General features: G+C 67.9%; 25 protein-coding genes and 1 tRNA gene. 7 read left to right on the top strand and 19 right to left on the bottom strand.

Translation table 11 applies throughout. From position 1 onward, the window contains the following. Window positions 1-87 precede the first annotated feature (87 nt). Window positions 88-1,311, top strand: a complete 1,224-nt coding sequence (locus K8P63_RS03905; RefSeq protein WP_223798562.1) for an NADP-dependent isocitrate dehydrogenase — start codon at window positions 88-90, stop codon at window positions 1,309-1,311. Window positions 1,312-1,364: 53 nt separating this feature from the next. Here the strand turns inward: K8P63_RS03905 and K8P63_RS03900 are convergent, their stop codons facing one another. The 8 genes from K8P63_RS03900 to K8P63_RS03865 form a co-directional block, all read right to left on the bottom strand. Beyond that, window positions 1,365-2,261 carry a bestrophin family protein gene (locus tag K8P63_RS03900; protein ID WP_223798561.1) on the bottom strand — a complete coding sequence of 299 codons (897 nt, stop codon included), beginning with the start codon at window positions 2,259-2,261 and terminating at the stop codon, window positions 1,365-1,367. 22 nt (window positions 2,262-2,283) lie between these two features. Next, window positions 2,284-3,402: a M14 family metallopeptidase gene (locus K8P63_RS03895; RefSeq protein WP_223798560.1), complete on the bottom strand. Its 1,119-nt coding sequence runs from the start codon at window positions 3,400-3,402 to the stop codon at window positions 2,284-2,286. Beyond that, complete coding sequence (locus K8P63_RS03890) at window positions 3,399-3,983, bottom strand: DUF4136 domain-containing protein (RefSeq protein WP_223798559.1); 585 nt, start codon at window positions 3,981-3,983, stop codon at window positions 3,399-3,401. Before K8P63_RS03890 ends, K8P63_RS03895 begins: the two co-directional genes overlap by 4 nt. A 76-nt stretch (window positions 3,984-4,059) precedes the next feature. After that, window positions 4,060-4,530, bottom strand: coding sequence for an EF-hand domain-containing protein (locus tag K8P63_RS03885; protein WP_223798558.1), 471 nt, complete (start codon window positions 4,528-4,530; stop codon window positions 4,060-4,062). A gap of 29 nt (window positions 4,531-4,559) precedes the next feature. Further along, entirely contained in the window at window positions 4,560-5,222 is a 663-nt protein-coding gene (locus K8P63_RS03880; protein WP_223798557.1) for a squalene/phytoene synthase family protein, read from the bottom strand. A 118-nt stretch (window positions 5,223-5,340) separates the two neighbouring features. Further along, the gene (locus K8P63_RS03875; protein WP_223798556.1) at window positions 5,341-6,750 is read right to left on the bottom strand and encodes a pyruvate dehydrogenase complex E1 component subunit beta; all 1,410 of its coding nucleotides are present in this window, start codon (window positions 6,748-6,750) and stop codon (window positions 5,341-5,343) included. 12 nt (window positions 6,751-6,762) lie between these two features. Beyond that, window positions 6,763-7,785 carry a pyruvate dehydrogenase (acetyl-transferring) E1 component subunit alpha gene (pdhA, locus tag K8P63_RS03870; RefSeq protein ID WP_223798555.1) on the bottom strand — a complete coding sequence of 341 codons (1,023 nt, stop codon included), beginning with the start codon at window positions 7,783-7,785 and terminating at the stop codon, window positions 6,763-6,765. A 138-nt stretch (window positions 7,786-7,923) separates the two neighbouring features. Continuing rightward, the gene (locus tag K8P63_RS03865; RefSeq protein ID WP_223798554.1) at window positions 7,924-8,232 is read right to left on the bottom strand and encodes an FtsB family cell division protein; all 309 of its coding nucleotides are present in this window, start codon (window positions 8,230-8,232) and stop codon (window positions 7,924-7,926) included. A 113-nt stretch (window positions 8,233-8,345) separates the two neighbouring features. On the opposite strand from K8P63_RS03865, the gene K8P63_RS03860 reads away from it, so the two are divergent. Next, window positions 8,346-10,031 (top strand): DUF885 domain-containing protein, encoded by a 1,686-nt coding sequence (locus K8P63_RS03860; protein ID WP_223798553.1) that lies wholly within the window; start codon window positions 8,346-8,348, stop codon window positions 10,029-10,031. A gap of 44 nt (window positions 10,032-10,075) precedes the next feature. Here K8P63_RS03860 and K8P63_RS03855 read toward each other — a convergent pair whose 3' ends face one another. Genes K8P63_RS03855 through K8P63_RS03810 form a run of 10 tightly spaced genes read right to left on the bottom strand, consistent with a single transcriptional unit; the run spans window position 10,076 to window position 18,948 of the window. Then, window positions 10,076-10,417 carry a VOC family protein gene (locus tag K8P63_RS03855; RefSeq protein ID WP_223798552.1) on the bottom strand — a complete coding sequence of 114 codons (342 nt, stop codon included), beginning with the start codon at window positions 10,415-10,417 and terminating at the stop codon, window positions 10,076-10,078. A 9-nt stretch (window positions 10,418-10,426) separates the two neighbouring features. Next, window positions 10,427-11,095, bottom strand: a complete 669-nt coding sequence (lexA, locus tag K8P63_RS03850; RefSeq protein ID WP_223798551.1) for a transcriptional repressor LexA — start codon at window positions 11,093-11,095, stop codon at window positions 10,427-10,429. A gap of 55 nt (window positions 11,096-11,150) precedes the next feature. Continuing rightward, the gene (locus K8P63_RS03845) at window positions 11,151-12,332 is read right to left on the bottom strand and encodes a molybdopterin molybdotransferase MoeA (RefSeq protein ID WP_223798550.1); all 1,182 of its coding nucleotides are present in this window, start codon (window positions 12,330-12,332) and stop codon (window positions 11,151-11,153) included. Further along, window positions 12,329-12,799: a cyclic pyranopterin monophosphate synthase MoaC gene (gene moaC, locus K8P63_RS03840; RefSeq protein WP_223798549.1), complete on the bottom strand. Its 471-nt coding sequence runs from the start codon at window positions 12,797-12,799 to the stop codon at window positions 12,329-12,331. The genes K8P63_RS03845 and moaC overlap by 4 nt, the downstream gene beginning before the upstream one ends. Then, window positions 12,796-13,587 carry an indole-3-glycerol phosphate synthase TrpC gene (gene trpC, locus K8P63_RS03835; RefSeq protein ID WP_223798548.1) on the bottom strand — a complete coding sequence of 264 codons (792 nt, stop codon included), beginning with the start codon at window positions 13,585-13,587 and terminating at the stop codon, window positions 12,796-12,798. The genes moaC and trpC overlap by 4 nt, the downstream gene beginning before the upstream one ends. Window position 13,588: 1 nt before the next feature. Then, window positions 13,589-14,581: an anthranilate phosphoribosyltransferase gene (gene trpD, locus K8P63_RS03830; RefSeq protein WP_223798547.1), complete on the bottom strand. Its 993-nt coding sequence runs from the start codon at window positions 14,579-14,581 to the stop codon at window positions 13,589-13,591. After that, window positions 14,578-15,165, bottom strand: coding sequence for an anthranilate synthase component II (locus K8P63_RS03825; RefSeq protein WP_223798546.1), 588 nt, complete (start codon window positions 15,163-15,165; stop codon window positions 14,578-14,580). The genes trpD and K8P63_RS03825 overlap by 4 nt, the downstream gene beginning before the upstream one ends. Continuing rightward, window positions 15,162-15,524 (bottom strand): DUF983 domain-containing protein, encoded by a 363-nt coding sequence (locus K8P63_RS03820; RefSeq protein ID WP_223798545.1) that lies wholly within the window; start codon window positions 15,522-15,524, stop codon window positions 15,162-15,164. The genes K8P63_RS03825 and K8P63_RS03820 overlap by 4 nt, the downstream gene beginning before the upstream one ends. A 12-nt stretch (window positions 15,525-15,536) precedes the next feature. Beyond that, the gene (gene trpE / locus K8P63_RS03815) at window positions 15,537-17,051 is read right to left on the bottom strand and encodes an anthranilate synthase component I (RefSeq protein WP_223798544.1); all 1,515 of its coding nucleotides are present in this window, start codon (window positions 17,049-17,051) and stop codon (window positions 15,537-15,539) included. Between the two features lie 7 nt (window positions 17,052-17,058). Continuing rightward, window positions 17,059-18,948, bottom strand: a complete 1,890-nt coding sequence (locus K8P63_RS03810) for a peptidylprolyl isomerase (RefSeq protein ID WP_263282682.1) — start codon at window positions 18,946-18,948, stop codon at window positions 17,059-17,061. Between K8P63_RS03810 and K8P63_RS03805 the strand changes: the two genes are divergently transcribed. From K8P63_RS03805 to K8P63_RS03795, 3 genes are all read left to right on the top strand, one after another. After that, the gene (locus K8P63_RS03805; RefSeq protein WP_223799933.1) at window positions 18,941-19,132 is read left to right on the top strand and encodes a hypothetical protein; all 192 of its coding nucleotides are present in this window, start codon (window positions 18,941-18,943) and stop codon (window positions 19,130-19,132) included. The two genes, K8P63_RS03810 and K8P63_RS03805, sit on opposite strands and share 8 nt — an antisense overlap. After that, window positions 19,129-19,881, top strand: a complete 753-nt coding sequence (gene tpiA / locus K8P63_RS03800; RefSeq protein ID WP_223798542.1) for a triose-phosphate isomerase — start codon at window positions 19,129-19,131, stop codon at window positions 19,879-19,881. The genes K8P63_RS03805 and tpiA overlap by 4 nt, the downstream gene beginning before the upstream one ends. 73 nt (window positions 19,882-19,954) lie before the next feature. Further along, window positions 19,955-20,578 (top strand): superoxide dismutase, encoded by a 624-nt coding sequence (locus tag K8P63_RS03795; RefSeq protein WP_223798541.1) that lies wholly within the window; start codon window positions 19,955-19,957, stop codon window positions 20,576-20,578. Between the two features lie 43 nt (window positions 20,579-20,621). Here the strand turns inward: K8P63_RS03795 and K8P63_RS03790 are convergent, their stop codons facing one another. Continuing rightward, the gene (locus tag K8P63_RS03790; protein WP_223798540.1) at window positions 20,622-20,789 is read right to left on the bottom strand and encodes a hypothetical protein; all 168 of its coding nucleotides are present in this window, start codon (window positions 20,787-20,789) and stop codon (window positions 20,622-20,624) included. 70 nt (window positions 20,790-20,859) lie between these two features. On the opposite strand from K8P63_RS03790, the gene K8P63_RS03785 reads away from it, so the two are divergent. Continuing rightward, window positions 20,860-20,934: transfer RNA gene (locus K8P63_RS03785), tRNA-Thr, on the top strand. Between the two features lie 301 nt (window positions 20,935-21,235). Continuing rightward, the gene (locus K8P63_RS03780; RefSeq protein ID WP_223798539.1) at window positions 21,236-22,432 is read left to right on the top strand and encodes a DUF932 domain-containing protein; all 1,197 of its coding nucleotides are present in this window, start codon (window positions 21,236-21,238) and stop codon (window positions 22,430-22,432) included. Window positions 22,433-22,456 lie beyond the last annotated feature (24 nt).

The raw sequence follows: 22,456 nt of genomic DNA, 5'->3' as shown, positions 1-22,456 counted from the left end.
GGGCCTCACGCACCTCAATGTTGAATCCGTGGTCGCACCGCCGTAGGAGCCGCGGGCATTCCTCATATTCAGATTGGGCAGGCACGCATGGCGAAGATCAAGGTCAACACCCCCGTCGTCGAAATCGACGGCGACGAGATGACCCGCATCATCTGGCAATGGATCCGCGAGCGCCTGATCCTCCCCTATCTCGACATCGAGCTGGAATATTACGATCTCTCCGTCGAGAAGCGCGACGAGACGAACGACCAGATCACGATCGACAGCGCCAATGCGATCAAGAAGCACGGCGTCGGCGTGAAGTGCGCGACCATCACCCCCGACAAGGGCCGCGTCGAGGAATTCGGCCTGAAGGAAATGTGGAAGTCGCCCAACGGCACGATCCGCAACATCCTCGGCGGCACGATCTTCCGCGAGCCGATCGTGATCCAGAACGTGCCCCGCCTGATCCCCGGCTGGACCGACCCGATCGTCGTCGGCCGCCACGCCTTCGGCGACCAGTATCGTGCGACCGACTTCCTCGTCCCCGGCCCGGGCAAGCTGCGCCTGGTGTGGGAAGGCGAGAATGGCGAGACGATCGACCGCGAAGTGTACGACTTCAAGAGCTCGGGCGTCGCGCAGGCGATGTACAATCTCGACGATTCGATCCGCGACTTCGCCCGCGCCAGCATGAACTATGCGCTGGAGCGCAAGTGGCCGCTCTACCTCTCGACCAAGAATACCATCCTCAAGGCGTATGACGGCCGCTTCATGGACCTGTTCCAGGAGGTGTTCGACACCAAGGGCTTCAAGGAAAGCTTCGCCGCCGCCGGCATCGAATATCAGCATCGCCTGATCGACGACATGGTCGCGAGCGCGCTCAAGTGGAGCGGCAAGTTCGTCTGGGCCTGCAAGAATTACGACGGCGACGTGCAGTCGGATCAGGTGGCACAGGGCTTCGGTTCGCTCGGCCTGATGACGTCGGTGCTGATGACGCCCGACGGCAAGACGATCGAGGCGGAAGCCGCGCACGGCACCGTCACGCGCCACTATCGCCAGCATCAGCAGGGCAAGGCGACCTCGACCAACCCGATCGCGTCGATCTTCGCATGGACCGGCGGCCTCAAGTTCCGTGGCAAGTTCGACGGCACACCCGACGTGACGCGCTTCGCCGAGACGCTGGAGAAGGTCTGCATCCAGACGGTCGAGAACGGCCACATGACCAAGGATCTCGCGATTCTGATCGGCCCCGATCAGGCGTGGATGACGACCGAGCAGTTCTTCGAACAGATCCGCGTCAACCTCGAAGCCGCCATGGCCACCTGGGCCTGAACGCAACGGCTGCGCCGTCGCCGGGATGATCCCGGCGGCGGCGCGACGAACCATCAAAGCAAGACGAAATCCCGCGCCGACGCGACCGGCGGCAGGTCGACATGCCCCGCCGCATGGAGCAGTTCGCGTTCTATCGTGCGCACCATGCTGTCGAGCGGCAGGTCGTTCTGGTCGGTGCCGAACGGATCGCCCAGCTCGTCGCCGAGCGCATCCAATCCGAAGAAGGCATAGCTGACGAGGAAGGTCGGCAGCGGCGTCCACCAGCCCAATGCCGGCGCCAGCGCGAACGGCAGGAGCAGGCAGAAGACGTAGGCAGTGCGATGCAGCAGCAGCGAGTAGGAGAAGGGCACGGGCGTCCCCTTGATGCGCTCGCATCCGCCCTGCACATGGCTGAGCTCGGTCAGCTGGATTTCGAGGATCGAATAATGGATCGGCGTGATCGCGCCCGATGCCATCAAGGCGAGGCAGCGGGCACCGACCGCCGACAGCACGGCATTGGTCGGGTTGGGTGTGCCGCCCCAGTCGCCCGCCGGCGCGTAACGCTCGATCGCCGCAACCTCGTCACCCTCGCGCAGGCTCGCCGCGAGGCCTGCAGCAAAGCCACATAGCCCCTCAAGCAGCGGTGCCCGCTCGGCCAACGGCAGCGCCGACACCTGACGCGCGAAGGCGCGGCTGGCGATGATGAGTTGCCCCCACAGCTTCCGCCCTTCCCACCAGCGATCGTAGCAGGCGGTATTGCGGAAGCTCATGAAGATCGACAGCGACAGGCCGACGAGGGTGAACGGCATCGCCGACAGCCCGGTCATGAGGCCCGGGCGAACCCCCGCGACGACCACCGCCACGATCGAGGCGGCGACGATGAACAGCAAGGGTCGCAGGATGCGCGGCAGGATCGAGCCGCGCGTCGCGAACAGGACGTCGCGGAAGCTCGGGCGGTTGCGAACGATCACGCTGCCGGCACGCTCACGGCGATCAGAACGCCCCGATCATCTCGTGCAGCGCGCCGAGGCAGTCGGCACCCAGCAGCTTCGAGCGCTCGGCCGACCAGCCGAACTCCGGATCGGGCAGGTCGTCATTGTCCTTGAACGGCATCTCCAGCGTCATCGCCACCGCGCCGAAGCGCTCGGCGAGCTGGTTGGTCGACATGGTAAGGTTCGCCGCGCCGGGCCCGGCCACGCCATAGCCATGCTTCACCTGGAAATCGGGCGAGCGCCGCGCGAGCGTCTCGCGGAAGCGCGCGAACAATTGGCCCTGCCGGTCCGTCCAGCTCGGAATCCCCTCGAACCCGGCGATGAACACATAGGGGATCGCCTCGTCGCCGTGCACGTCCATCGCGAAATCGACGCCAGTCGCGTCCATCGCCGCGCGCACGCCCAGCACTTCGGGGCTGCGCTCGGGCGTCGGCGCATGCCATTCGCGGTTGAGGTTCACGCCCGCCGCATTGGTGCGCAGGTGCCCCCGGCGCGACCCGTCGGGATTCATGTTGGGCACGACGTGGAAGGTCGCCTCGCGCCGCAGCACGCGCGTGACCGGATCGGACAGGTCGGCCAGCCGCTCGAGCGCGCCCTCCATCCACCATTCGGCCATGCTCTCGCCGGGATGCTGGCGGGCATAGAGCCACACCTGCAGCTTGCCCTCGCCGAGCGTGAGGCAATCGATCTCCTGGCCGTCGAGCGACTGGCCGAGCGAGCGATAGGACACGCCCGGTTGCGCCGCCATGGTCGCGATCAGATCGTGATGGCGCTCCATCGAATAAGGCGCGAAATAAGCGAACCAGATGCTGTCGCTCTCCGGCCGGTGGCGGATGACGAGCACCTTGTCCTCATAGGCCGTGTCGGCCAGCCGCCAATCGTCGCGATCGGTCGACCAGCGTGTACGATAGCCGGGCCAGCCCAGCGGATAGGCCGAGGTGGCGGCGTTGGTGATGCGCAGTTCGACGTCGCGGTCGCGCGCACCCGTCAGGCGAAAATGAAACCATTGGTAGAAGTCGGACTGGTGATCCCTGACGATCTCAAGATCGAAGCGATCACCGTCCTGTGCAACCAGCCGGATATTGCCGCTGTCGAACGCGGCGGAGATATGGGACGTCATTTGACCGTGATAGTGTCCCCCGACACGCCCGGAAAGCCCTTGAACAGCGCCGCGGCGAGCCGCGTGACCGCCGCCGTCGGCTGGGCATCGGCCGAGGCGACCGGCGCCGCGGTTTCGGCGCGGCCTTCCCAGATCACCGTCGCGTCGGAGCGGCGCTTGATCTGCACGACCATCTTCGTGACGACGATCTCGTTGGTGCTGTGGCCCACCGGTACGGTGACGCCACCCCCGACCCCACCGCCGCGCCCATAGCTGCCGCCGCCGAGGCCGATCGACAGACCCGACCGACGCATCGCTTCACGCGTCCCGCGCTCGACCGAGATCACCGCCACCTGCTCCGACGCGCGCAGGCCCGGCGCCTCGGTGAAGCCAAGCTTCGCGAGTTCGCGCCCGACGATGTCGGCATAGGATTGGAATTCGACGCTGCCCTTGTCGGACGGCACCAGCGGCTCGACCGCGATCTGGCCGGTGGCGATCGGCGCGTTCAGGTGGAAGCGCGTGACGCGCGTTTCCGGCGAGCTCGCGCAACCCGCCAAAAGGGCCAGCCCCGCAATGCCGAGCGCAATCCTGATCCGACCCATCTTATTCTCCATCCTGTTGGTCGCGCTTAGCGGTTCGCAACGCTTCGACAAACGATCCGCGCGGTTTCGGTTTCCGTCAGGTGTCGTCGACGGCTTCGCGCGGCGCGGCATCGGGCGCGCAGGCGGTGCGTGGCCGCGTCTTGCGGGCGATCTTCGTGGCGGCGAATTCGGCGGCGACGAGCTTGCCGTCATGATCGGCATCCGCATCGGCGAAGCGCTTTGTGGTCTTGATCGCATATTCGTCGAAATCGAGCCGGCCATCACTGTTGGTGTCCAGCTTGGCGAACGCCTTGTGGCGCGCGGCGAGGAATTCGTCGCGGCTGACATTCCCGTCCTTGTCGTGATCGTAGCGCGAGAATCGTTTCTCCTCGCGCGTCTTCTCGCTGGCGGCGGGCGGCTCGGGCACGTCTTCGATATTTGCAGCGGCCGCCATATTGCCCAGCGCGGCCAGCCGCGCACGATGCGGGCCGGTGCCACCACCCCACAGCAGCACGCCGCCACCGACCAGCAGCACGCCCGCGAGCATCCCAACCAGATAGCGCCACATCCGCTTTCCCCGACCGAATCGGGCCGACGCTATCGCCCGGTGAGGCGCATGGCCAGCATCCGCGCGAGCCGCGCCGGCGAGCCCTGGCGGCGCGGTGCGTCGGTCGCCACGTCGCCCTGGGCGAGCACCGCCAGCGCGGCGAGCGGACGCAGCGCCTTGGGCCAGCGACCGGCGGGCAGCAGATCGAGCAGTGCGCGCGCCTGCCGCCGCGCCTCGTCACGCACCGCCGGCTCGGAATGGCGATGCGCCAGATCGGCAAGCGCCCAGCCCTGCCCGGCCGGCGCCACGCGCGGATCGTCCGATTCGAGCAGGCGGGCGGCACAGGCGAACAGCTTGGCGCCGCGCTCGCAACCGTGGCGGGCGATCGCTGCGGCGTCGGCTGGTCCGTCGAGCAACGCCGTCCAGCCATCCTCGATTTCGGCCAGGGTCGCGCCGCTCAAGCCGGCCGGAAGCAGAAGCGCCGCGATCGCCTGAAGCTGGGGTTCGGCGGGCGCCGGCGCGCGATCGAGCCGCTCCAGCGCCTCGCGCCACCAGGCGAGGCGCATCAGCCCGATCATCGCCTCGCTGGTGGTGCCGACGATCGTGCCCAGCCGCTCGTCGAGCTGGAACAAGGTCGCGAGCGCGGGGCGAGTGCGGGTGGGCGCATAGGCCACCGACAGCGCCCGTTCCGGATCGGCGAGGATGTCAGTCACTTTACGTCATCCCAGCGAACGCCGGGATCTCCCAAGGAGAAGCGCCTCGCGTACCGCACGAGATCCCAGCCTGCGCCGGGACGACGAGCGTGTGGGGCGGAGATCCGCCCCACATGGCTCAGCGATAGCAGACCTTCTTCGCGGCAGCGACGACATGCTCGGCCTTGATCAGCGCCATGCCTTCGAGGTTGGCGGCATAAGGCAGCGGCACGTCGACATTGGTGACGCGCAGCACCGGCGCGTCGAGATCGTCGAAGCCGTCTTCCATCGCGATCGCCGCAATCTCGGACGAGATCGAGCAGGTCGGCCAGCCTTCCTCGACCACCACCATGCGGTTGGTCTTGTTGAGGCTCGCGAGCACGGTCGCCTTGTCGAGCGGGCGCAAGGTGCGCAGGTCGATCACCTCGGCGTCGATGCCCTCTTCGGCCAGCTGCTTGGCGGCTTCCAGCGAGACGCCGACGCCGATCGAATAGCTGACCAGGGTCACGTCCCTGCCCGGCTTCACGACGCGCGCCTTGCCGATCGGCAGGACGTAATCGTCGAGCTTCGGCACGTCGAAGCTCTGGCCGTAGAGCAGCTCGTTCTCGAGGAACACGACCGGATCGTTCGAGCGGATCGCCGCCTTGAGCAGGCCCTTGGCATCCGCCGCCGAATAAGGCGCGATCACGATCAGGCCAGGCACGGCCGCATACCATGGCCCATAATTCTGGCTGTGCTGCGCGCCGACGCGGGCCGCGGCGCCGTTCGGCCCGCGGAACACGATCGGGCAGCGCATCTGGCCACCCGACATATAATTGGTCTTGGCGGCCGAGTTGATGATGTGGTCGATCGCCTGCATGGCGAAGTTGAACGTCATGAACTCGACGATCGGGCGCAGGCCGGCCATCGCCGCGCCGGTGCCGATGCCGGCAAAGCCATATTCGGTGATCGGCGTGTCGATGACGCGCTTCGGGCCGAACTCCTGCAGCAGGCCCTGCGTCACCTTATAGGCGCCCTGATATTCGGCGACCTCTTCACCCATCACGAAGATGCGGTCGTTGGTGCGCATCTCTTCCGCCATGGCGTCGCGCAGCGCGTCGCGCACGGTGGTGCGGACCAGCTCGGTGCCCTCGGGCACCTCGGGATCGTCGCGCGTGTCGGCGACGTCCGCGACGAGCGCGCGCGCGGCGGTCTCCATCCGCTTGGGCGCCGTTTCGGAGCGGCTCTCGCCCTCCGGCTCGGTCTTCTGGTCGGACGGCTGCTGGACCGGCTCCGCCTTGGGCGCGGGCGCGGCCGAGGCATCCTCGTCCTCGCCGAGGATCAGCGCGATCACCGCGCCGACCTTCACATTGTCGGTGCCCTCGGCGACGACGATCTTCGACACGGTGCCTTCGTCGACCGCCTCGAACTCCATCGTCGCCTTGTCGGTCTCGATCTCGGCCAGCACGTCGCCGGACTTGACCGTGTCGCCTTCCTTGACGAGCCATTTGGACAGGGTGCCTTCCTCCATCGTCGGGGAAAGCGCGGGCATTTTGAGTTCAATCGGCATCGTGTCTCGCGCTCAATAGGTGTCGACGAGGACGTCGGTGTAAAGCTCGGCGGCGTCAGGCTCGGGGCTCTCCTCCGCGAACGCGGCCGAGTCGGCCACGATCTTGCGGATATCCTTGTCGAGCGCCTTCAGCTGCTCCTCGCCGATGCCGCGCTCGGCGAGCACGCGGGCGAGATGATCGATCGGGTCCGACTTGTCGCGAACCGACTGCACTTCCTCGCGCGAGCGATACTTGGCCGGATCGGACATCGAGTGACCGCGATAGCGATAGGTCTTCAGCTCGAGCAACACCGGGCCCTTGCCGGCCTGCACCCATGCGAGCGCGGTCTCGGCCGCGCCGCGCACCGCCTGCACGTCCATGCCGTCGACCTGGATGCCGGGGATGCGGAAGCTTTCGCCGCGCTTGTAGAGCTGATCCTCGGACGAGGCGCGATTGACGCTGGTGCCCATCGCATATTGGTTGTTCTCGATCACGAAGATCACCGGCAGCTTCCACAGCTCCGCCATGTTGAAGCTTTCGTAGACCTGGCCCTGATTGGCCGCACCGTCGCCGAAATAGACGAGCGCGACGCCGCCATCCTCGGCATACTTATGCTTGAAGCCGAGGCCCGCGCCGATCGACACCTGCGCACCGACGATGCCATGGCCGCCGTAGAAGCCATGCTCGACCGAGAACATGTGCATCGAGCCACCCTTGCCGCGCGAAATGCCGGCGGCGCGGCCAGTAAGCTCGGCCATGATGACCTTGGGATCGATGCCGTAGGCCAGCATGTGGCCATGGTCGCGATAGCCGGTGACGACCGAATCACGCCCGACCGTGAGCGCCGACTGAAGGCCGACCGCGACCGCTTCCTGGCCAATGTAGAGGTGGCAGAAGCCGCCGATCAGGCCGAGTCCGTAAAGCTGCCCGGCCTTTTCCTCGAAGCGGCGGATGAGCAGCATCTGCCGGTAGAATTCGAGCAGTTCCTCGTTCGTGCCCTCGTAGTGGGCCGGTTCGGGCGGACGCTCGCGGTTGGGGGCGGCAAGGGGTGCCACCTCCGACTGCGGTTTCGCGGTTCGGGCTGCTCGGGCCAAGGCGTTCGCTCTCCTGCAGAAACGTGTTGCGCCCCTATAGGACCGAGTTCCGGCCGACCACAATGCATCTAACGCATACGCCATTGCATTGGACGCAACTCAGTTGCCGGGAAGGATTACCTCATCGGGCCGGATCTGCCCGGTCTGGCGGCGGATCAATTCGTCGGCATAATCGGGATCGACATGATGCGGATCGAGCAATCCGGCATGATGCGCGAGGCGATCACGCGTCGCCTGCAGCGACTGGAGCTGCGCCAGCCGCACGGCGCGCTGATGGCGATATCCGGCGAGCGACGTCAGCCCGTTCGGGCCGACGATGGCCGCGCCGGCGAAATAAGCGATCACGAACAGCGCGATCGCCGGCCCGATGGCGGACCGGATGAGTGAACGGGCCGGACGTTTCGACATGGTAAAAAGCGAATCACGAATCATCCCGTGATTCAAGCATTTTCCGGCCCATACAGGCTGGCGGGATCAGCACGGAGGTGCAATGATCGCACCAAATAGCGAAAGTCCTGCCGGTGAAAAAGCTCCTACTCGCCTGCGCCGCGTCGGTCCTACTGGGCGCAGCGCCGGTTCCGAAGGCGCCCTTCCCCGCCTTTCTCGATCGATTTCTCGAGGAGGACTTCAAGGTCGAGCCGACCTATGCCGTCTATCAGGGGCGGCACGACCATGACGGCGAACTGCCCGACTGGAGCGACGCGGGGCTGAAGAGCAAGGCCGCTTTCTATCGTGCGGCGATCGCGCAGGCGCAGGGCTTTACCGACAACCGACTGACGCGCGACCAGCGCTTCGAGCGCGATTACCTGATCGCGGTCGCGCGCGGGCGGCTGTTCTGGCTGGAGGATGCCGACCAGCCGCATCGCAACCCGTCTTATTATATCTCGATGCTCGATCCGAACGTCTATGTCGCGCGGCCCTACGCCGACGCGGCGACGCGGATGCGCGCGGTGACGGCGTTCGCACGGCATATTCCGGCCGCGGCGGCGCAGGTCCGCGCCAATCTGCGCATGCCGATGCCGCTGACCTTCATCAATTTCGGCAAAGCGGGCTTTCAGGGCCTCGCCGATTATTACGCCAAGGATGTTCCGGCAGCATTTGCCGGGGTTAAGGACGCCAAGCTGCAGGCCGATCTCGCCGCGGCGACCACCGCCGCGGCGACAGCGCTGCACGGGCTCGCCGAATGGCTGGAGCAGAATCGTGGCGCCGCGACGCAGGATTTCGCGCTCGGGCCCGAGCGGTTCCAGCGCATGCTCTACGCCACCGAGATGGTGGATACGCCGGTCGCCGAACTGGAAGCAGTTGGCCGCGCCGACCTCAAGCGCAACCAGGATGCCTTGAACGAAGCCTGCGCTGCTTATGCCCCCGGCGCCTCGATCACCGACTGCACCGCGAAGGCGAATGCGCACAAGGGCGAGGGCGGCCCGGTCGCGACCGCGCGCCGCCAGATCCCCGAGCTGCGCGCCTTCGTTCTGGCGAAGCAGCTCGTCACCATTCCCGGCACGGAGCAGGCGCTCGCCAACGAGGCGCCGCCGTTCATGCGGCAGAACACCGCCTATATCGATCCGCCCGGACCGTATGAGCATGGCCTGCCCTCGGTCTATTATATCTCGCCGCCGGATCCGGCATGGACGCCCGAGGTGCAGCGCGCCTCGACGCCGGGCGAAACCAACCTGCTGTTCGTCACGGTGCACGAGGTGATGCCGGGCCATTTCCTCCAGTTCCTGCACGCCAACCGCTCGCCGTCCTTCTTCAGCCGGGTGTTCGTCGGCAATGCCTTCGCCGAGGGCTGGGCGCATTATGCCGAGGAGATGATGTGGGAGGCCGGCCTGCGGAAGGGCGATCCCGAGGCGCATATCGGCCAGCTCGCCAACGCACTGCAGCGCGACTGCCGCTACCTCTCGGCGATCGGCCTGCACACGCAGGGCATGACGGTCGAGCAGTCACGCAAGATGTTCGTCGAGCAATGCTACCAGGCCGAGGGTACCGCGCGGCAGCAGGCGGCGCGCGGCACCTACGACCCGGCCTATCTCGTCTACACGATGGGCAAGTTGATGATCCGCCGGCTGCGCACCGACTGGACGGCGACGCATGGCGGCCGCGCAGGCTGGAAGGCGTTCCATGACGAATTGCTCGATCATGGCGGTCCGCCCATCCCGCTGGTGCGCGGATTGATGATGGACACCAAAAGCACCGCCGCCTTTTGACGGCCGAGCGGTCGGCGGCGCAGCGCGCGCCGCCGACCCTTGCGTCACGCGGCGGTGTGGATCGCCAGCTCGTTGCCCGACGGATCGCGGAAGTGGAAGCGCCGCCCACCGGGGAAGGCGAAGATCGGGTGCGTGATCGCACCACCGGCGGCGCTGACCGCCGCCAGCGCCGCTTCGAGATCGGCCACGCGGATCGCCGGCAGCGGTGCCGCCGTGCGCTCCGCGACATCGGCCTGCAGGCCGATGTCGACGTCGCCCGTCATCGTGCAGGCGTAAGTCGGCCCGAAGGCCGTGAGGCTCCAGCCGAATACGCTTTCATAGAATGCCGTCGTCGCGGCGATGTCGGTCGCCGGAAGCTCGATGAAATCGGTGCGCGCGGTCTGCATGGTCACACCTCAATAACGGCGGAGCAGCCCCGCCAGCTTGCCCTGGATGCGCACCTGCCCCGGCCGATAACGCTGCGGATCGTAGGCGCGGTTGGCCGGATCGAGCCGGATCATCTTGCCCTCGTGACGGAAATATTTGAGCGTCGCCTCGCTATCGTCGATCAGCGCCACCACGATCTCGCCGTCGCGCGCGGTTTCGCCGCGGCGGACCAAGGCATAATCACCGTCGAGGATGCCGGCCTCGACCATCGAATCGCCTGCCACCTCCAGCGCATAATGCTCGCCGGGTCCGAGCAGGGCCGCCGGCACGGAGAGCGTGCTGCGTCCCTCCAGCGCCTCGATCGGCATGCCGGCGGCGATCCGCCCGTGCAGCGGCAGTTCGAGCACGTCGTTCGCCGCAGGAAGCACCAGCTTGGGCGCAGACGCCGGGGGACGCGAGGGCTTCGGCGCGGCGGTCTTCACCGCGTCGGGCAGGCGTAGCACCTCCAGCGCGCGGGCGCGGTTGGGCAGGCGGCGGATGAAGCTGCGCTCCTCCAGCGCCGAGATCAGACGGTGGACGCCCGACTTCGACTTGAGATCCAATGCGTCCTTCATCTCCTCGAACGAGGGCGAGACGCCGGTCTCGCTCAACCGCTCATTGATGAAGCAAAGCAGCTCATGTTGCTTGCGCGTCAGCATGTGATCCGTCCCTACAGAACCTTTAAGGAACGTGTAGGGAACAACCACGCGCCTGTCAAGCGATGCGGAGGATATCCACAGGATCCCCCACAGCCGCCGGCCCGATACGACCCGGTCGCACGATCAGCGCATCGGCCTGCGCCAGCATCGCCAGCGCGGCACTGTCCTGACCGACCAGCGGATGCACCATGTCCCCGTCGATCCGCCCGCGCAGGAAATCGGTGCGTTCGCCAACCGCCGGCAGCCCGGCGGCGAGGCGCGCCCTTCCGAAGGCCGGCAACGGATCGGGACAGCCGGCGAGGTGCGCGACAAGCGGCAGCAGGAAGAGCTGCGCCGTGACGAACGCCGACACGGGATTGCCCGGCAGGCCGAGCACCACTGCGTCGCCGAGCCGCCCGGCGAGCACGGGCTTGCCTGGCCGCATCGCGACCCGCCAGAAATCAATCGTCGCGCCCGCCTCGATCAACGCCGGGCGCACGAGGTCATGGTCGCCGACCGAGGCGCCGCCGGTCGTCACAACGATGTCTGCGCAATCCGCCGCGGCGCGAAACGCTCCCACCAGCGAGCCCAGACGATCGGGCACGATGTCCCCGCTCGCGACGATGGTCACCGTGCCGGCCAGCATCGCCATGAGCATCGGGCCATTGGATGCAGGCAAACCATCCACGGCGCTGCCCGGTGCGACCAGTTCGTCGCCGGTCGAGAGGATGCATATGCGCGGGCGGCGGCGGACCGGCAGAGCGCCGTGCCCGCCGATCGCCGCGAGCGCGATCCGCGCCGGGCTCAGCCGCTCACCCTGCGTGATGAGCCGGTCGCCGCCGGCGAAATCCATTCCGCGTCGCCGCACATGCGCGCCCGGCCGGGCAGGCCCGTCGCCCGCGAGACGCAGCAAATCGCCGTCCCGCGCCGCTTCCTCCTGAACCAGCACGGTGTCCGCACCGGCCGGCATCGCCGCGCCGGTGAAGATGCGTGCGGCCTCGCCCGGCGCCAGCGCTCGATCGAGCGCACCGCCGGCCTTGCTCTCGCCGACAACCGTCAGCGTGCCCTGCAGGTCGGCGAAGCGCAGCGCATAGCCATCCATCGCCGACAGGTCCGCCGCGGGCTGCGTGCGCTGCGCGACCACGTCCGCCGCTGCCCAGCGGCCGGCCGCCTCGGCTAGCGACGCCTGTTCGATCGACAGCGGCGGTGCGAGCGCCAGCAGCCGCGCCTGCGCGTCGGCCGCCTGCAGCATCGTCACGGGCGCACCCAATCGCCCGATCGGCCACCCGCCTTGGCGGCCAAACCGATCGCGCCGATGGTCATCGCCCGATCGATCGCCTTGGCCATGTCGTAGAGCGTGAGCAGCGCGACCGAGACGGCCGTCAGTGCCTCCATCTCGACCCCGGTCTTGCCGTCGGTGACGACGGTGGCGGTGCAGTCGATCCCGCCCTCGACGAACGCAAGGTCGACACTGGCGGAACTGATCGGCAACGGATGGCACAGAGGCACCAATTCGGCGGTGCGCTTCGCCGCCATGATCCCCGCGATCCGTGCGACCGCAAGCGCATCGCCCTTGGCGAGCGTGCCGGCGCGGATCGCGTCGAGCGCCGCTCCGGTCATGGCGATATGGCCGGTGGCCACGGCGGTGCGCTTGGTGACGGCCTTGTCCGACACATCGACCATGTGCGCCGCGCCGGCATCGTCGAGATGGGTCAGCCGGGTCATGCGCCGGTCAGCAGCCGCCGCGTGGCCGCCTCCACGTCCGCCTGCCGCATCAGGCTCTCGCCGACGAGGAAGGCGCGCACGCCATGTGCCGCCATCGCATCGAGATCGGCCTTGTCCCCCAGCCCGCTCTCGGCGACGAACAGGCAGTCGGCCGGCGCATCCGCGACCAGTTCGTAGGTGCGCGCAAAATCGACGGTGAAGTCGCGCAGATCGCGATTGTTGGCGCCGATCAGCCGCGAGCGCAGGCGTAGCGCGCGCGCCAGCTCGGCACGATCATGAACCTCGACCAGCACGTCCATGCCGCGCTCGATCGCCGCCGCCTCGATCTCCGCCATCATTCCATCGTCCAGCGCGGCGACGATGATGAGGATGGCATCGGCGCCGAGCGCGCGCGCTTCCGCCACCTGCCACGGATCGACCATGAAATCCTTGCGCAAGCACGGCAGCCCGCAGGCCGCCCGCGCCGCGACCAGATACGCGTCGGCGCCCTGGAAATAGGGTTCGTCGGTAAGCACCGACAGGCAGGCCGCGCCGCCCGCTTCATAAGCGCGGGCATGCGCCGGGGGATCGAAATCGGCGCGGATCAAGCCCTTGGACGGCGAGGCCTTCTTGATCTCGGCGATCAGCGCATGGCCGGCGACCGCCTTGCGCTCCAGCGCGGCGCGAAAACCACGCGGCGCCGACACCTGCCCCGCCGCCGCGTCGAGGTCGCCGATCGAGCGGGCCGCCTTGGCGGCCGCGACATGCGCGCGCTTGGTTTCGAGGATCGCAGTCAACCGGTTGGACATGTCAGAAGGATATCCAGCAATCGAGCAGCGCGTTCGCAAGGCCCTTGTCGATCGCCTCGGCGGCCTCCTCGACGCCCTCCTCCAGCGTCGCCGCCGTACCAGCCACGATCAAAGCCGCGCCCGCATTCAGCAGCACCGCATCGCGATAGGCGCCCGGCGCACCCCGCAACAGCGCGCGCAGCGCCGCGGCATTGTAGCTCGCATCGCCGCCGCGGATCGCATCGAGCCCGTGGCGCGGCAGGCCGGCATCCTCGGGCGTGATCGCGCCGCCGATGCCGCACAGGCCGACAGGCACCGCGCGGCTGGGCCCCGCGATCGACAATTCGTCGAGGCTCTCCTCGCCCGACACGACCAACGCCGCCTCGCTGCCGAGCAGGTCGAGCGCCTCGGCCACGGTCGACAGATAATCGACACGCGCCACGCCGACGAGCTGCCGCGTCACCCGTGCCGGATTGGCGAGCGGACCGACGATGTTGAAGATGGTGCGCCGCCCGATCGCGCGGCGGATCGGCGCCAGCCGGCCAAGCGCCGGGTGATGCGTCTGCGCGAACAGGAAGGCGATGCCGAGATCGGCGAGGCTCGCCTCGGCCCGCGCCGCCGCGCGATCCAGATCGAGCCCGAGCGCCTCCAGCGTATCGGCCGCGCCCGCCTTGGACGAAGCGGCGCGATTGCCATGCTTGGCGACCGGCACGCCGCACGCCGCCACCACGATCGCGACCGCGGTCGAGATGTTGAGGCTGTGCGCGCCGTCGCCGCCGGTGCCGCATACGTCGATCGCGCCGACCGGAGCCTCGACCTCGATCATGCGCGCCCGCAGCGCACGCGCCGCGGCGGCGATCTCGACGCTGGTCTCGTCGCGCAGCGTCATCGCCGTCAGGAAGGCGGCGACATCATCGTCCGCGACCTTGCCGTCGAGGATGTCGGCGAACGCCTGCTCGGCGGTCGCATGCTCGAGCGGTTCGGCCGGATCGGGCAGCAGGGCGAGCGTGGTCATGCGCGCTGCGCCACCCGCACGCCGGCCGCCGTCAAGAAGTTGGCGAGCATCGCATGGCCATGCTCGGTCGCGATGCTCTCGGGATGGAACTGCACGCCGTGGATCGGGAGGTGCGCATGGCGGAAGCCCATGACGATATTGTCCTCGGTCCACGCATTGACCACCAAATCGGCCGGCGCACCCTCCACCACCAGCGAATGGTAGCGTGTCGCGGTGAAGGGGCTCGGCAGGCCCGCGAACAGTCCGGTGGCGTCGTGCAAAACGGGCGAGGTTTTGCCGTGCATCAGTGTCGCCGCTCGCACCACGCGCCCGCCGAAATGCTGGCCGATCGCCTGATGGCCGAGGCACACGCCGAGCAAAGGCCGCGCCTGATCGGCGCAGGCGGCGACAAGATCGAGGCTGATCCCCGCTTCGTTCGGCGTGCACGGGCCGGGCGAGATCAGGAACGCCTCCGCACCCGACGACAAAGCCTGCCCCACCCCGATCGCATCGTTGCGCGCGACCTCGACCTCCACCCCCAGATCCTGGAGATAGTGGACGAGGTTCCAGGTGAAGCTGTCATAATTGTCGATGACGAGGATCATGGCGCCGCCTTCCGGTTGGCCGCACCCGCCGCCAGCACGCCGAGGATCGTGCCCTTGATGTACGGCAGCGCGGCCAGCGTCACCGCCGCGACCAGCGGCAACAGGATCAGCAGCGCCAGCCAAAGCGGCAGCGCCATCAGCGCCGGGAATGCGATCAGCGGCCCGACGATCAGGTGGCCGACCAGCAGCACGGTGAAATAGGAGGCCGCATCGTCGACGCGATACTGGCCATTGTCGGCGCCGCAGACCGGGCAGATCGGGCGGACCTTGAGATAGCCGGCGAACAACGTCGGCGAATCGCAGGTGGGGCAGTGGCGGCGCAGCCCGCGCAGCATCGCAATCTTATATTCGCCGCTCATCCGATCGCCTTCCTACTGGCCGAAGCGCGGCTCGGCGGCGCGCGCGACAGCCTCGCGGGCAGCGGCGAAGAGAGCGCCGGCCTTGGCTTCGCATTCGCGCTGCTCGGCCGCGGGATCGCTGTCGGCGACGATGCCCGCGCCTGCCTGGACATGTAGGGTGTCGTCCTTGACCACGCCAGTTCGGAGCACGATGCAGCTGTCCATCGACCCGTCGGGCGAGAAATAGCCGACGCCGCCGGCATAGGCGCCGCGCGTCTCCCGCTCGAGCTCGGCGATCACCTGGCAGGCACGCACCTTCGGCGCGCCCGAGACGGTGCCGGCGGGAAAGCCCGCGAACAGCGCGTCGAGCGCATCCTTGCCCTGTCCCAGCCGCCCGACGACGTTCGAGACGATGTGCATGACGTGGCTATATTTCTCGATCGTATAGCTGTCGGTCACGCGCACGCTGCCCGGCGCCGCCACGCGGCCGACATCGTTGCGGCCGAGATCGAGCAGCATCAGATGCTCGGCACGTTCTTTAGGATCGGCAAGCAACGCATCGCGGTTGGCGGCATCCTCCTCGCCCGTGCGCCCACGCGGACGGGTGCCGGCGATGGGACGGATCGTCACCTCGCCGTCGCGCACGCGCACGAGGATTTCGGGGCTCGAACCGATCAGCGCGAAGCCCGGCAGATCGAGATGATAGAGGAAAGGCGACGGGTTGATCCGGCGCAGCGCGCGGTAGAGATCGAACGGCGGCAGCGGGAATGGCGCGGTGAAGCGCTGCGCCAGCACGACCTGAAAGATGTCGCCGGCGGCGATATAGTCCTTCGCGCGCGCAACCATTTCGCCGTAGCGGCCGGGGGCGAGCTGCGGCTCGGGCTGCGGCACGATCAGTCCGTCGGGTGTGGCCTGCATCGCCGGCGACGGTCCGGTCAGCCGGGCGGCGGCGGCCTCGATCCGCTCGATCGCGCGTGCCACCGCCGTCGCCGGTTCGGCGCCGTCCGGCCAGCATGGCGCGACCAGGAACAGGGCATCGGCCAGCCGGTCGAACACGAGGATCAAGGTCGGCCGCACGAACAGCATGTCGGGCAGACCCAGCGGATCGGCGGCGGGGCGATCCAGCCGCTCGACCAGCCCGATCGTCTCGTAGGAGAAATAGCCGACGAGGCAGGCGAGCGCCGGTGGTAGTCCGGCGGGCACCTCGGCGCGGCATTCCGCCACCAGCGCACGCATCGCCGCCAGCGTGTCCGCCTCAATCGCGATGAAGGCATCGCGATCGTCGAGCCAGCGGCGGTTGACCTCCGCCTGCTGCCCATGCGCGCGAAAGACGAGATCGGGGGCGAGGCCGAGCAGGCTGTAGCGCCCGCGCGTCGCGCCATCCTCGACCGATTCGAGCAGGAAGTCGCCGCGCCCCGGCTCGATCAGCTTCAGCGCGGCGGCGACCGGCGTCTCGGTATCGGCGAGCTGGCGGCGCCACACGAGCGCGGGCCGTCCGGCCGCCAGCGCCGCGCGCGCGGCGACGTCGTCCTGCGCGCCGTCGCTCACGCTCGGATCACTGCCCTTGCGGCGCGCGCCCGCGCAGCTGCGCGTCGAGCTGGCCGATCGCGGCGGGGTTGCGCGTGACCTTCACCTGCTGCCGCGCGGCGGCGGCGAACTGCTGGGCATATTCCTCGGACAGATTGCGCCCGAGCTCGCCGCGTGTCGCCGAGACGATCGGGGCCAGCATCGCCGGATCGCCCGGCACGATCCGGTCGAGATGCACGACATACCAGCTGCCGGCCGGCCCCGGCGCCAAATCGCTCTTGCCGGCGGTGAGGCGGAACAGCGTGCGCACCGGCGCGGGTACGTTCGGCCCGGCGCGCGACAGCTCGACCTGCGTCGTCGCGATCGTCTGCGGCGCGTGCAGCCCGGCCGCCGCCATTGCCGCCGCGAGCGGCTGGCCGCCCTGCACCTTGGCGAGGATCGCCTGTGCCTGGGCATACGCGCGATCGACCGCGCGCTTGGTGACGATGTCCTGCGCAACCCGCGCCTTCACCTCCGCCAGCGGCAGCGGTGCCGCCGGAACGACGCTCGCGACGCTCAGCAGCGCGAAGTGGGTGGGATCGATCGTCTCGAGCGTCGGCGCATCCTCGGCGGTTGCCTGCGCGGCCGGCTTCATCAGCGCGGTCAGCGTCGCATCGGGCTTGAACGCCGGATCGGTCGGCACGGTGCCGTTCGCCAGCACCGGCGGCGTGGTGATGACCGACAGCTTCTGCTTGGCGACGATATCGTTGAAATTGGCGCCGTCGGTCAGCTGATCCTGGATCGCCTGCATCCGCGTGCCGAGCGCATCCTCGCCCTTCTTCTTGGCGAGCGCCGCGACGATTTCGGGCTTGGCCTGGTCGAGCGTCTTGGCGGCGGTGCGCTTGATCGCGTCGACATGCGCGATGGTGAAGCCCAGCGCGGTCTTGATCGGCGCGGTCGTGCCATTGGCTGGCAACGCGAAGGCGGCATCCGCCACCGCCGGCGACGCGCTCTTGGCGAGCGCATCCTTGGCGAGGTCGCCGAGCGAAATGTCGGCGGCGGCAAAGCCCGCATCGGCCGCGGCCTTGGCGAAAGGCGTTCCACCCGAAACCTTGGCAGCGAACGCCTTGGCCTGCGCCTCGCCCGGCAGCACGACCTGCGACAAAGTGCGCGTCTCGCTCGCGGCATATTTGGCGGCGTCGGCCTTGTAAGCGGCGGCGATCTCGGCGTCGGTCGGGGCGGCCGCCGTCATCTGCTCGGGCCCGAGCAAGGCGTAGCGGACGACGCGCCGCTCGGGCAGCGAGTAGCGCGCGACATAGGATTTGTACCAGTTCGCCACTTCGGCGTCGGTCGGGGCGGCGATCCCGGCGGTGCTCGCCTCCACCGCGCCGACCGCGCCCTCGCGCCGGTCGATCAGCAGCATGGCATAGGGATTGAGCAGACCGGTCGGCGTCTGCACGCCGGTGGTGATCGGCACGACCAGCTGGCGGCGGATCAGATCGTCGCGAATGCCGTCGTGCAACGTCGCGAAGCTCATGCGGCGCTGGCCGAGCATCGCGTTCATCGCCTTCTGGTCGAACTGGCCGGTCGGCCCCTGGAAGGCCGGGATGGCGGCGATCTCGGCGCCGATCAGCCGCTCGTTCGCGGTGATGCCATGCTTCTGCGCCCACACACCGAGCACGGTCGCGCCGATATATTGCTCGACGATCGGCCCGATGCCGCCGATCGCGTCGAGGAACGCCGGCACGGTGAGGCCCGGCTGCTGCTGGCTGGCCTCGCGCCACGCGCCCTGCACGCGATCACCGACCTGCTGGACCGTCACCTGCGTTCCGCCGACCGTCGCCACCGCATTCGGGGCCGGGCCGCCGGTAAGGCTGCCGCCGGGCGTGCCGATGCCGGTCGCCAGGAAGGCGATGAGGATCAGGCCCAATATGGCCACCGCCACCCAGGAAGACAGGACACGGCGGAAGAAGGCGAGCATCGGCAACCTTGAGGCGAGAAATGAAGGCGTCGCCATAGAGCCGGTGCCCGCGCCGGGCAAGCAAGCGCGGGCGACGCTTGGCGCGGCCCGCGCCGCTTGCTACCGGCGACGCGATCCGGTGCGGCAGAAGGAAAGCAAATGAGCTTGAGGAAGCTGGTCGCAGGAAACTGGAAGATGAACGGCCTCCGCATCTCGCTGGGCGAACTCGCGCCGATCGGCCGCGCCGCCACTGCCGCCAAGCGGATCGACGTCGCGATCTGCCCACCCTTCACCCTCGTCGCGCAGGCCGCAGCCAATGCCGACGGCATCGCCATCGGCGGCCAGGACTGCCACTTCGCGACGACGGGTGCCTATACCGGCTACATTTCCGCCGACATGCTGACCGACGCCGGCGCAAGCCACGTCATCGTCGGCCATTCCGAGCGCCGCTCCGCGAATCACGAGACCGACGCCGACGTGCGTGCGAAGGCCGAGGCGGCGATGGAGGCGGGTCTGGTCGCGATCCTGTGCATCGGCGAGACCGACAAGCAGCGCGACGCGGGTCGCGCCGGGCTGGCGGTCGCGTCGCAGCTCGACGGCTCGCTGCCGCGCACCGCCACCGGTGACACGCTGATCATCGCCTACGAACCGCGCTGGGCGATCGGCACGGGCCGCACGCCGTCGTCGGGAGAGATTGGCGAGATGCACAAATTGATCCGCGCCAAGCTGATCGACATCCTCGGCACCGAGGGCGTGCGCGTGCGCATCCTCTATGGCGGCTCGGTGACGTCGCATAACGCCGCCGAATTCCTGTCGGTGCCCGACGTCGACGGCGCGCTGGTCGGCGGCGCGAGCCTGACCGCAGCGCAATTCGTGCCGATCATCGAGGCGGCTGAGAACGTATCGCAATAGTCGATTTCGCGTGACGCTTCTCCGGCTCGGGCGTTAGGCCCGCGCCCGAGTTCAGCCCACGCAGGAGATCAACATGGCGTTCGAACTTCCTCCCCTCCCCTTCGACAAGACCGCTCTCGATCCGCACATGTCGGCCGAGACGTTCGACTATCACTGGGGCAAGCATCACAAGGCCTATGTCGACAAGACCAACGGCTGGATCGACGAGAAGGGCCTCGCCGGCCTGTCGCTCCTGCAGGTGATCGACAAGGCGAAGACCGGTGGCGACAAGGGCCTGTTCAACAACAGCGCCCAGATCTGGAACCACAGCTTCTTCTGGCAGTGCCTGGCTCCGGCCGGCTCGACCAAGCCGTCGGGCAAGCTCGCCGCGCTGATCGAGAGCGGCTTCGGCAGCCAGGAAGCTTTGCTGAAGAAGTTCGCCGACGAAGCCGTCGGTCATTTCGCCAGCGGCTGGGCATGGCTGGTGCTGGAAGGCGACGCGCTCAAGGTGACGTCGTATCACGATGCCGACACGCCGGTGGCGCACGGCGCGGTGCCGCTCTTCACGCTCGACGTGTGGGAGCATGCTTATTACGTCGATTATCGCAACGCGCGGCCGAAGTTCGCTGAGACGGTCCTCGCCAACATCGTGAACTGGGATTTCATCGCCCAGAACCTCGATGGCGCGGGCGCATCGCGCGCCGACCAGCAGCAGTAAAAGGTGTCGGCCGCTCCGCTTTCGGGCGGAGTGGCCACCCCGATCAGCGCGCGGGCCGCTCCTCCCGAGGGGCCGCCGCATCGTCCTCCGCTACAGTATCGTCCCGTACCGTCTCGCTTTCCTGCGCGCGCGACTGCGCCTTGCGGCGGCGCAGATTGGTCCGCAAAGCCTCGGCCAGCCGGGCGGCGCGATCGGGATCTTCCTTGCTCATATGCTTCCTTGACCTCGGCGCCGGGCTTCTGCATAGGCGGCGCCTCCCCGCAAGGGGCCATGCTGGACATGCTGCCGTAGCTCAGTGGTAGAGCGCATCCTTGGTAAGGCTGAGGTCAAGGGTTCGATCCCCTTCGGCAGCACCATTCTCCCGCATGAACATAATGGCTTAGATCACCCCCCCGGGGGGAAACCTCTTATTACGTCGCGTAAGAGCGGCCAAACGTAATAACGGCGTCGACGTATCAACTCGTAGTGATTTTGGCGTAATTTGCGCTGTTGGAGGGGAATGCCTTCCCCTGCTGCCGCGCCAAAGTCGCGGCAGACCCCATCTGCGGATGGCTTCGCCCCCGCAACGCCCCCGAAGAGTGAGAGGAAAGCAGGGAATCCCGTGACGGGTAAAGGGCTGAGAGAGAGGCTCTCGGCGCCCGTCGTGGAGTATTCCCCATGGCCACGATCCTCACCCAATCCGACACATCCCGGCCGGTCTCGGCAGGCTACAAGGTCGATATCTCGCGCGGTCACCGCATCGGCCGCGTTTCCTCGGAATGGTTTTCCCGCCCGGACGACGAGCGGTTCCTGTCGCTGTCCTCGCTCCACGCCGCGGTCAAATCCCGCGCCGAGCGCGCCACGACACGGACCGTCGAGACGCGCGAGGTAAAGGTCGAGGCCAGCCGCGACGATGCCGAGCACCTGGCGCTGCTTGTGCGCGGCCGCGACGAGTCGGTCATGCCGACCCACTGGTCTTTCGGCCAGCTCAGCAGCCTCGTCGGTGCGCCGGCGGGCTATCTTCGCCAGCTCCCCGCGCCGCTTGCGGCCATCAACATGCAGCACGGGCTGCTCTCGCACCGCGCCGAATTGATGAAGACGCTTGAGACCGACGATGGCCGGATCGAGTTGCGCGCCGTCACCGGTCCCGATTACGGCCGGATCTGGGATCACGAACTGGTCGCTGCGGTCATGAAGATCGCGGGCGACGGCACCGGCGATACGCGCTGGAAAGTGCCTGGTCTGCTCGATTGGTCGACGATGACCCACAACCCGTTCGTTGAGGTGACCAAGGATACCACGACGCTCTACGCGAGCGATCGCGACGTTTTCCTGTTCCTGGTCGACGACGCGCATCCGATCGAGGCCGGCCGGCTGCCCAACGGCGATCCCGACCTGTTTTTCCGCGGCTTCTATGCGTGGAACAGCGAAGTGGGTTCGAAGACGCTCGGCATTGCCTCTTTCTATCTCCGAGCGGTCTGCATGAACCGCAACATCTGGGGCGCCGAAGGCTTCGAGGAGATCAGCATCCGCCACAGCAAATTCGCCGCCAATCGCTTCGCGCACGAGGCGGCGCCTGCGCTGGAGAATTTCGCGACCTCGTCTCCGGCGCCGTTCATGGCCGGCATCAAGGCCGCGCGCGAACGGTTGGTCGCGCGCACCGACGAGGATCGGCAGTCCTTCCTGCGCAAGCGCGGATTTTCGAAAGGCGACACCGACCGGATCATCACCACCGTGCTCGACGAGGAAGGCCATCCCCCGGCGTCGATCTTCGACTTCGTCCAGGGCATCACCGCGGTGGCGCGCGACAAGCCGCATCAGGACACGCGGCTCGAGCTTGAGGGCAAGGCCGCCAAGCTGCTCGCCGCCGTCTGATCGGGGAACCTCCACTTTCTATCG

It is taken from the genome of Sphingomonas nostoxanthinifaciens (assembly GCF_019930585.1).
GTDB classification, from domain to species: domain Bacteria; phylum Pseudomonadota; class Alphaproteobacteria; order Sphingomonadales; family Sphingomonadaceae; genus Sphingomonas_I; species Sphingomonas_I nostoxanthinifaciens.
The sequence above is the reverse complement of the archived record's forward strand: the minus strand, read 5'-3'. Positions and strand labels throughout refer to the sequence as shown.

Excerpts from the sequence above, each read along its gene's own strand:
- K8P63_RS03905 (WP_223798562.1), top strand. The coding sequence starts at position 88 with ATGGCGAAGATCAAGGTCAACACCCCCGTCGTCGAAATCGACGGCGAC.
- K8P63_RS03895 (WP_223798560.1), bottom strand. The coding sequence starts at position 3,402 with ATGACGTCCCATATCTCCGCCGCGTTCGACAGCGGCAATATCCGGCTG.
- K8P63_RS03890 (WP_223798559.1), bottom strand. The coding sequence starts at position 3,983 with ATGGGTCGGATCAGGATTGCGCTCGGCATTGCGGGGCTGGCCCTTTTG.
- K8P63_RS03885 (WP_223798558.1), bottom strand. The coding sequence starts at position 4,530 with ATGTGGCGCTATCTGGTTGGGATGCTCGCGGGCGTGCTGCTGGTCGGT.
- K8P63_RS03875 (WP_223798556.1), bottom strand. The coding sequence starts at position 6,750 with ATGCCGATTGAACTCAAAATGCCCGCGCTTTCCCCGACGATGGAGGAA.
- K8P63_RS03865 (WP_223798554.1), bottom strand. The coding sequence starts at position 8,232 with ATGTCGAAACGTCCGGCCCGTTCACTCATCCGGTCCGCCATCGGGCCG.
- K8P63_RS03855 (WP_223798552.1), bottom strand. The coding sequence starts at position 10,417 with ATGCAGACCGCGCGCACCGATTTCATCGAGCTTCCGGCGACCGACATC.
- lexA (WP_223798551.1), bottom strand. The coding sequence starts at position 11,095 with ATGCTGACGCGCAAGCAACATGAGCTGCTTTGCTTCATCAATGAGCGG.
- moaC (WP_223798549.1), bottom strand. The coding sequence starts at position 12,799 with ATGACCCGGCTGACCCATCTCGACGATGCCGGCGCGGCGCACATGGTC.
- trpC (WP_223798548.1), bottom strand. The coding sequence starts at position 13,587 with ATGTCCAACCGGTTGACTGCGATCCTCGAAACCAAGCGCGCGCATGTC.
- trpD (WP_223798547.1), bottom strand. The coding sequence starts at position 14,581 with ATGACCACGCTCGCCCTGCTGCCCGATCCGGCCGAACCGCTCGAGCAT.
- K8P63_RS03825 (WP_223798546.1), bottom strand. The coding sequence starts at position 15,165 with ATGATCCTCGTCATCGACAATTATGACAGCTTCACCTGGAACCTCGTC.
- K8P63_RS03820 (WP_223798545.1), bottom strand. The coding sequence starts at position 15,524 with ATGAGCGGCGAATATAAGATTGCGATGCTGCGCGGGCTGCGCCGCCAC.
- K8P63_RS03805 (WP_223799933.1), top strand. The coding sequence starts at position 18,941 with ATGGCCACCGCCACCCAGGAAGACAGGACACGGCGGAAGAAGGCGAGC.
- tpiA (WP_223798542.1), top strand. The coding sequence starts at position 19,129 with ATGAGCTTGAGGAAGCTGGTCGCAGGAAACTGGAAGATGAACGGCCTC.
- K8P63_RS03795 (WP_223798541.1), top strand. The coding sequence starts at position 19,955 with ATGGCGTTCGAACTTCCTCCCCTCCCCTTCGACAAGACCGCTCTCGAT.
- K8P63_RS03790 (WP_223798540.1), bottom strand. The coding sequence starts at position 20,789 with ATGAGCAAGGAAGATCCCGATCGCGCCGCCCGGCTGGCCGAGGCTTTG.
- K8P63_RS03780 (WP_223798539.1), top strand. The coding sequence starts at position 21,236 with ATGGCCACGATCCTCACCCAATCCGACACATCCCGGCCGGTCTCGGCA.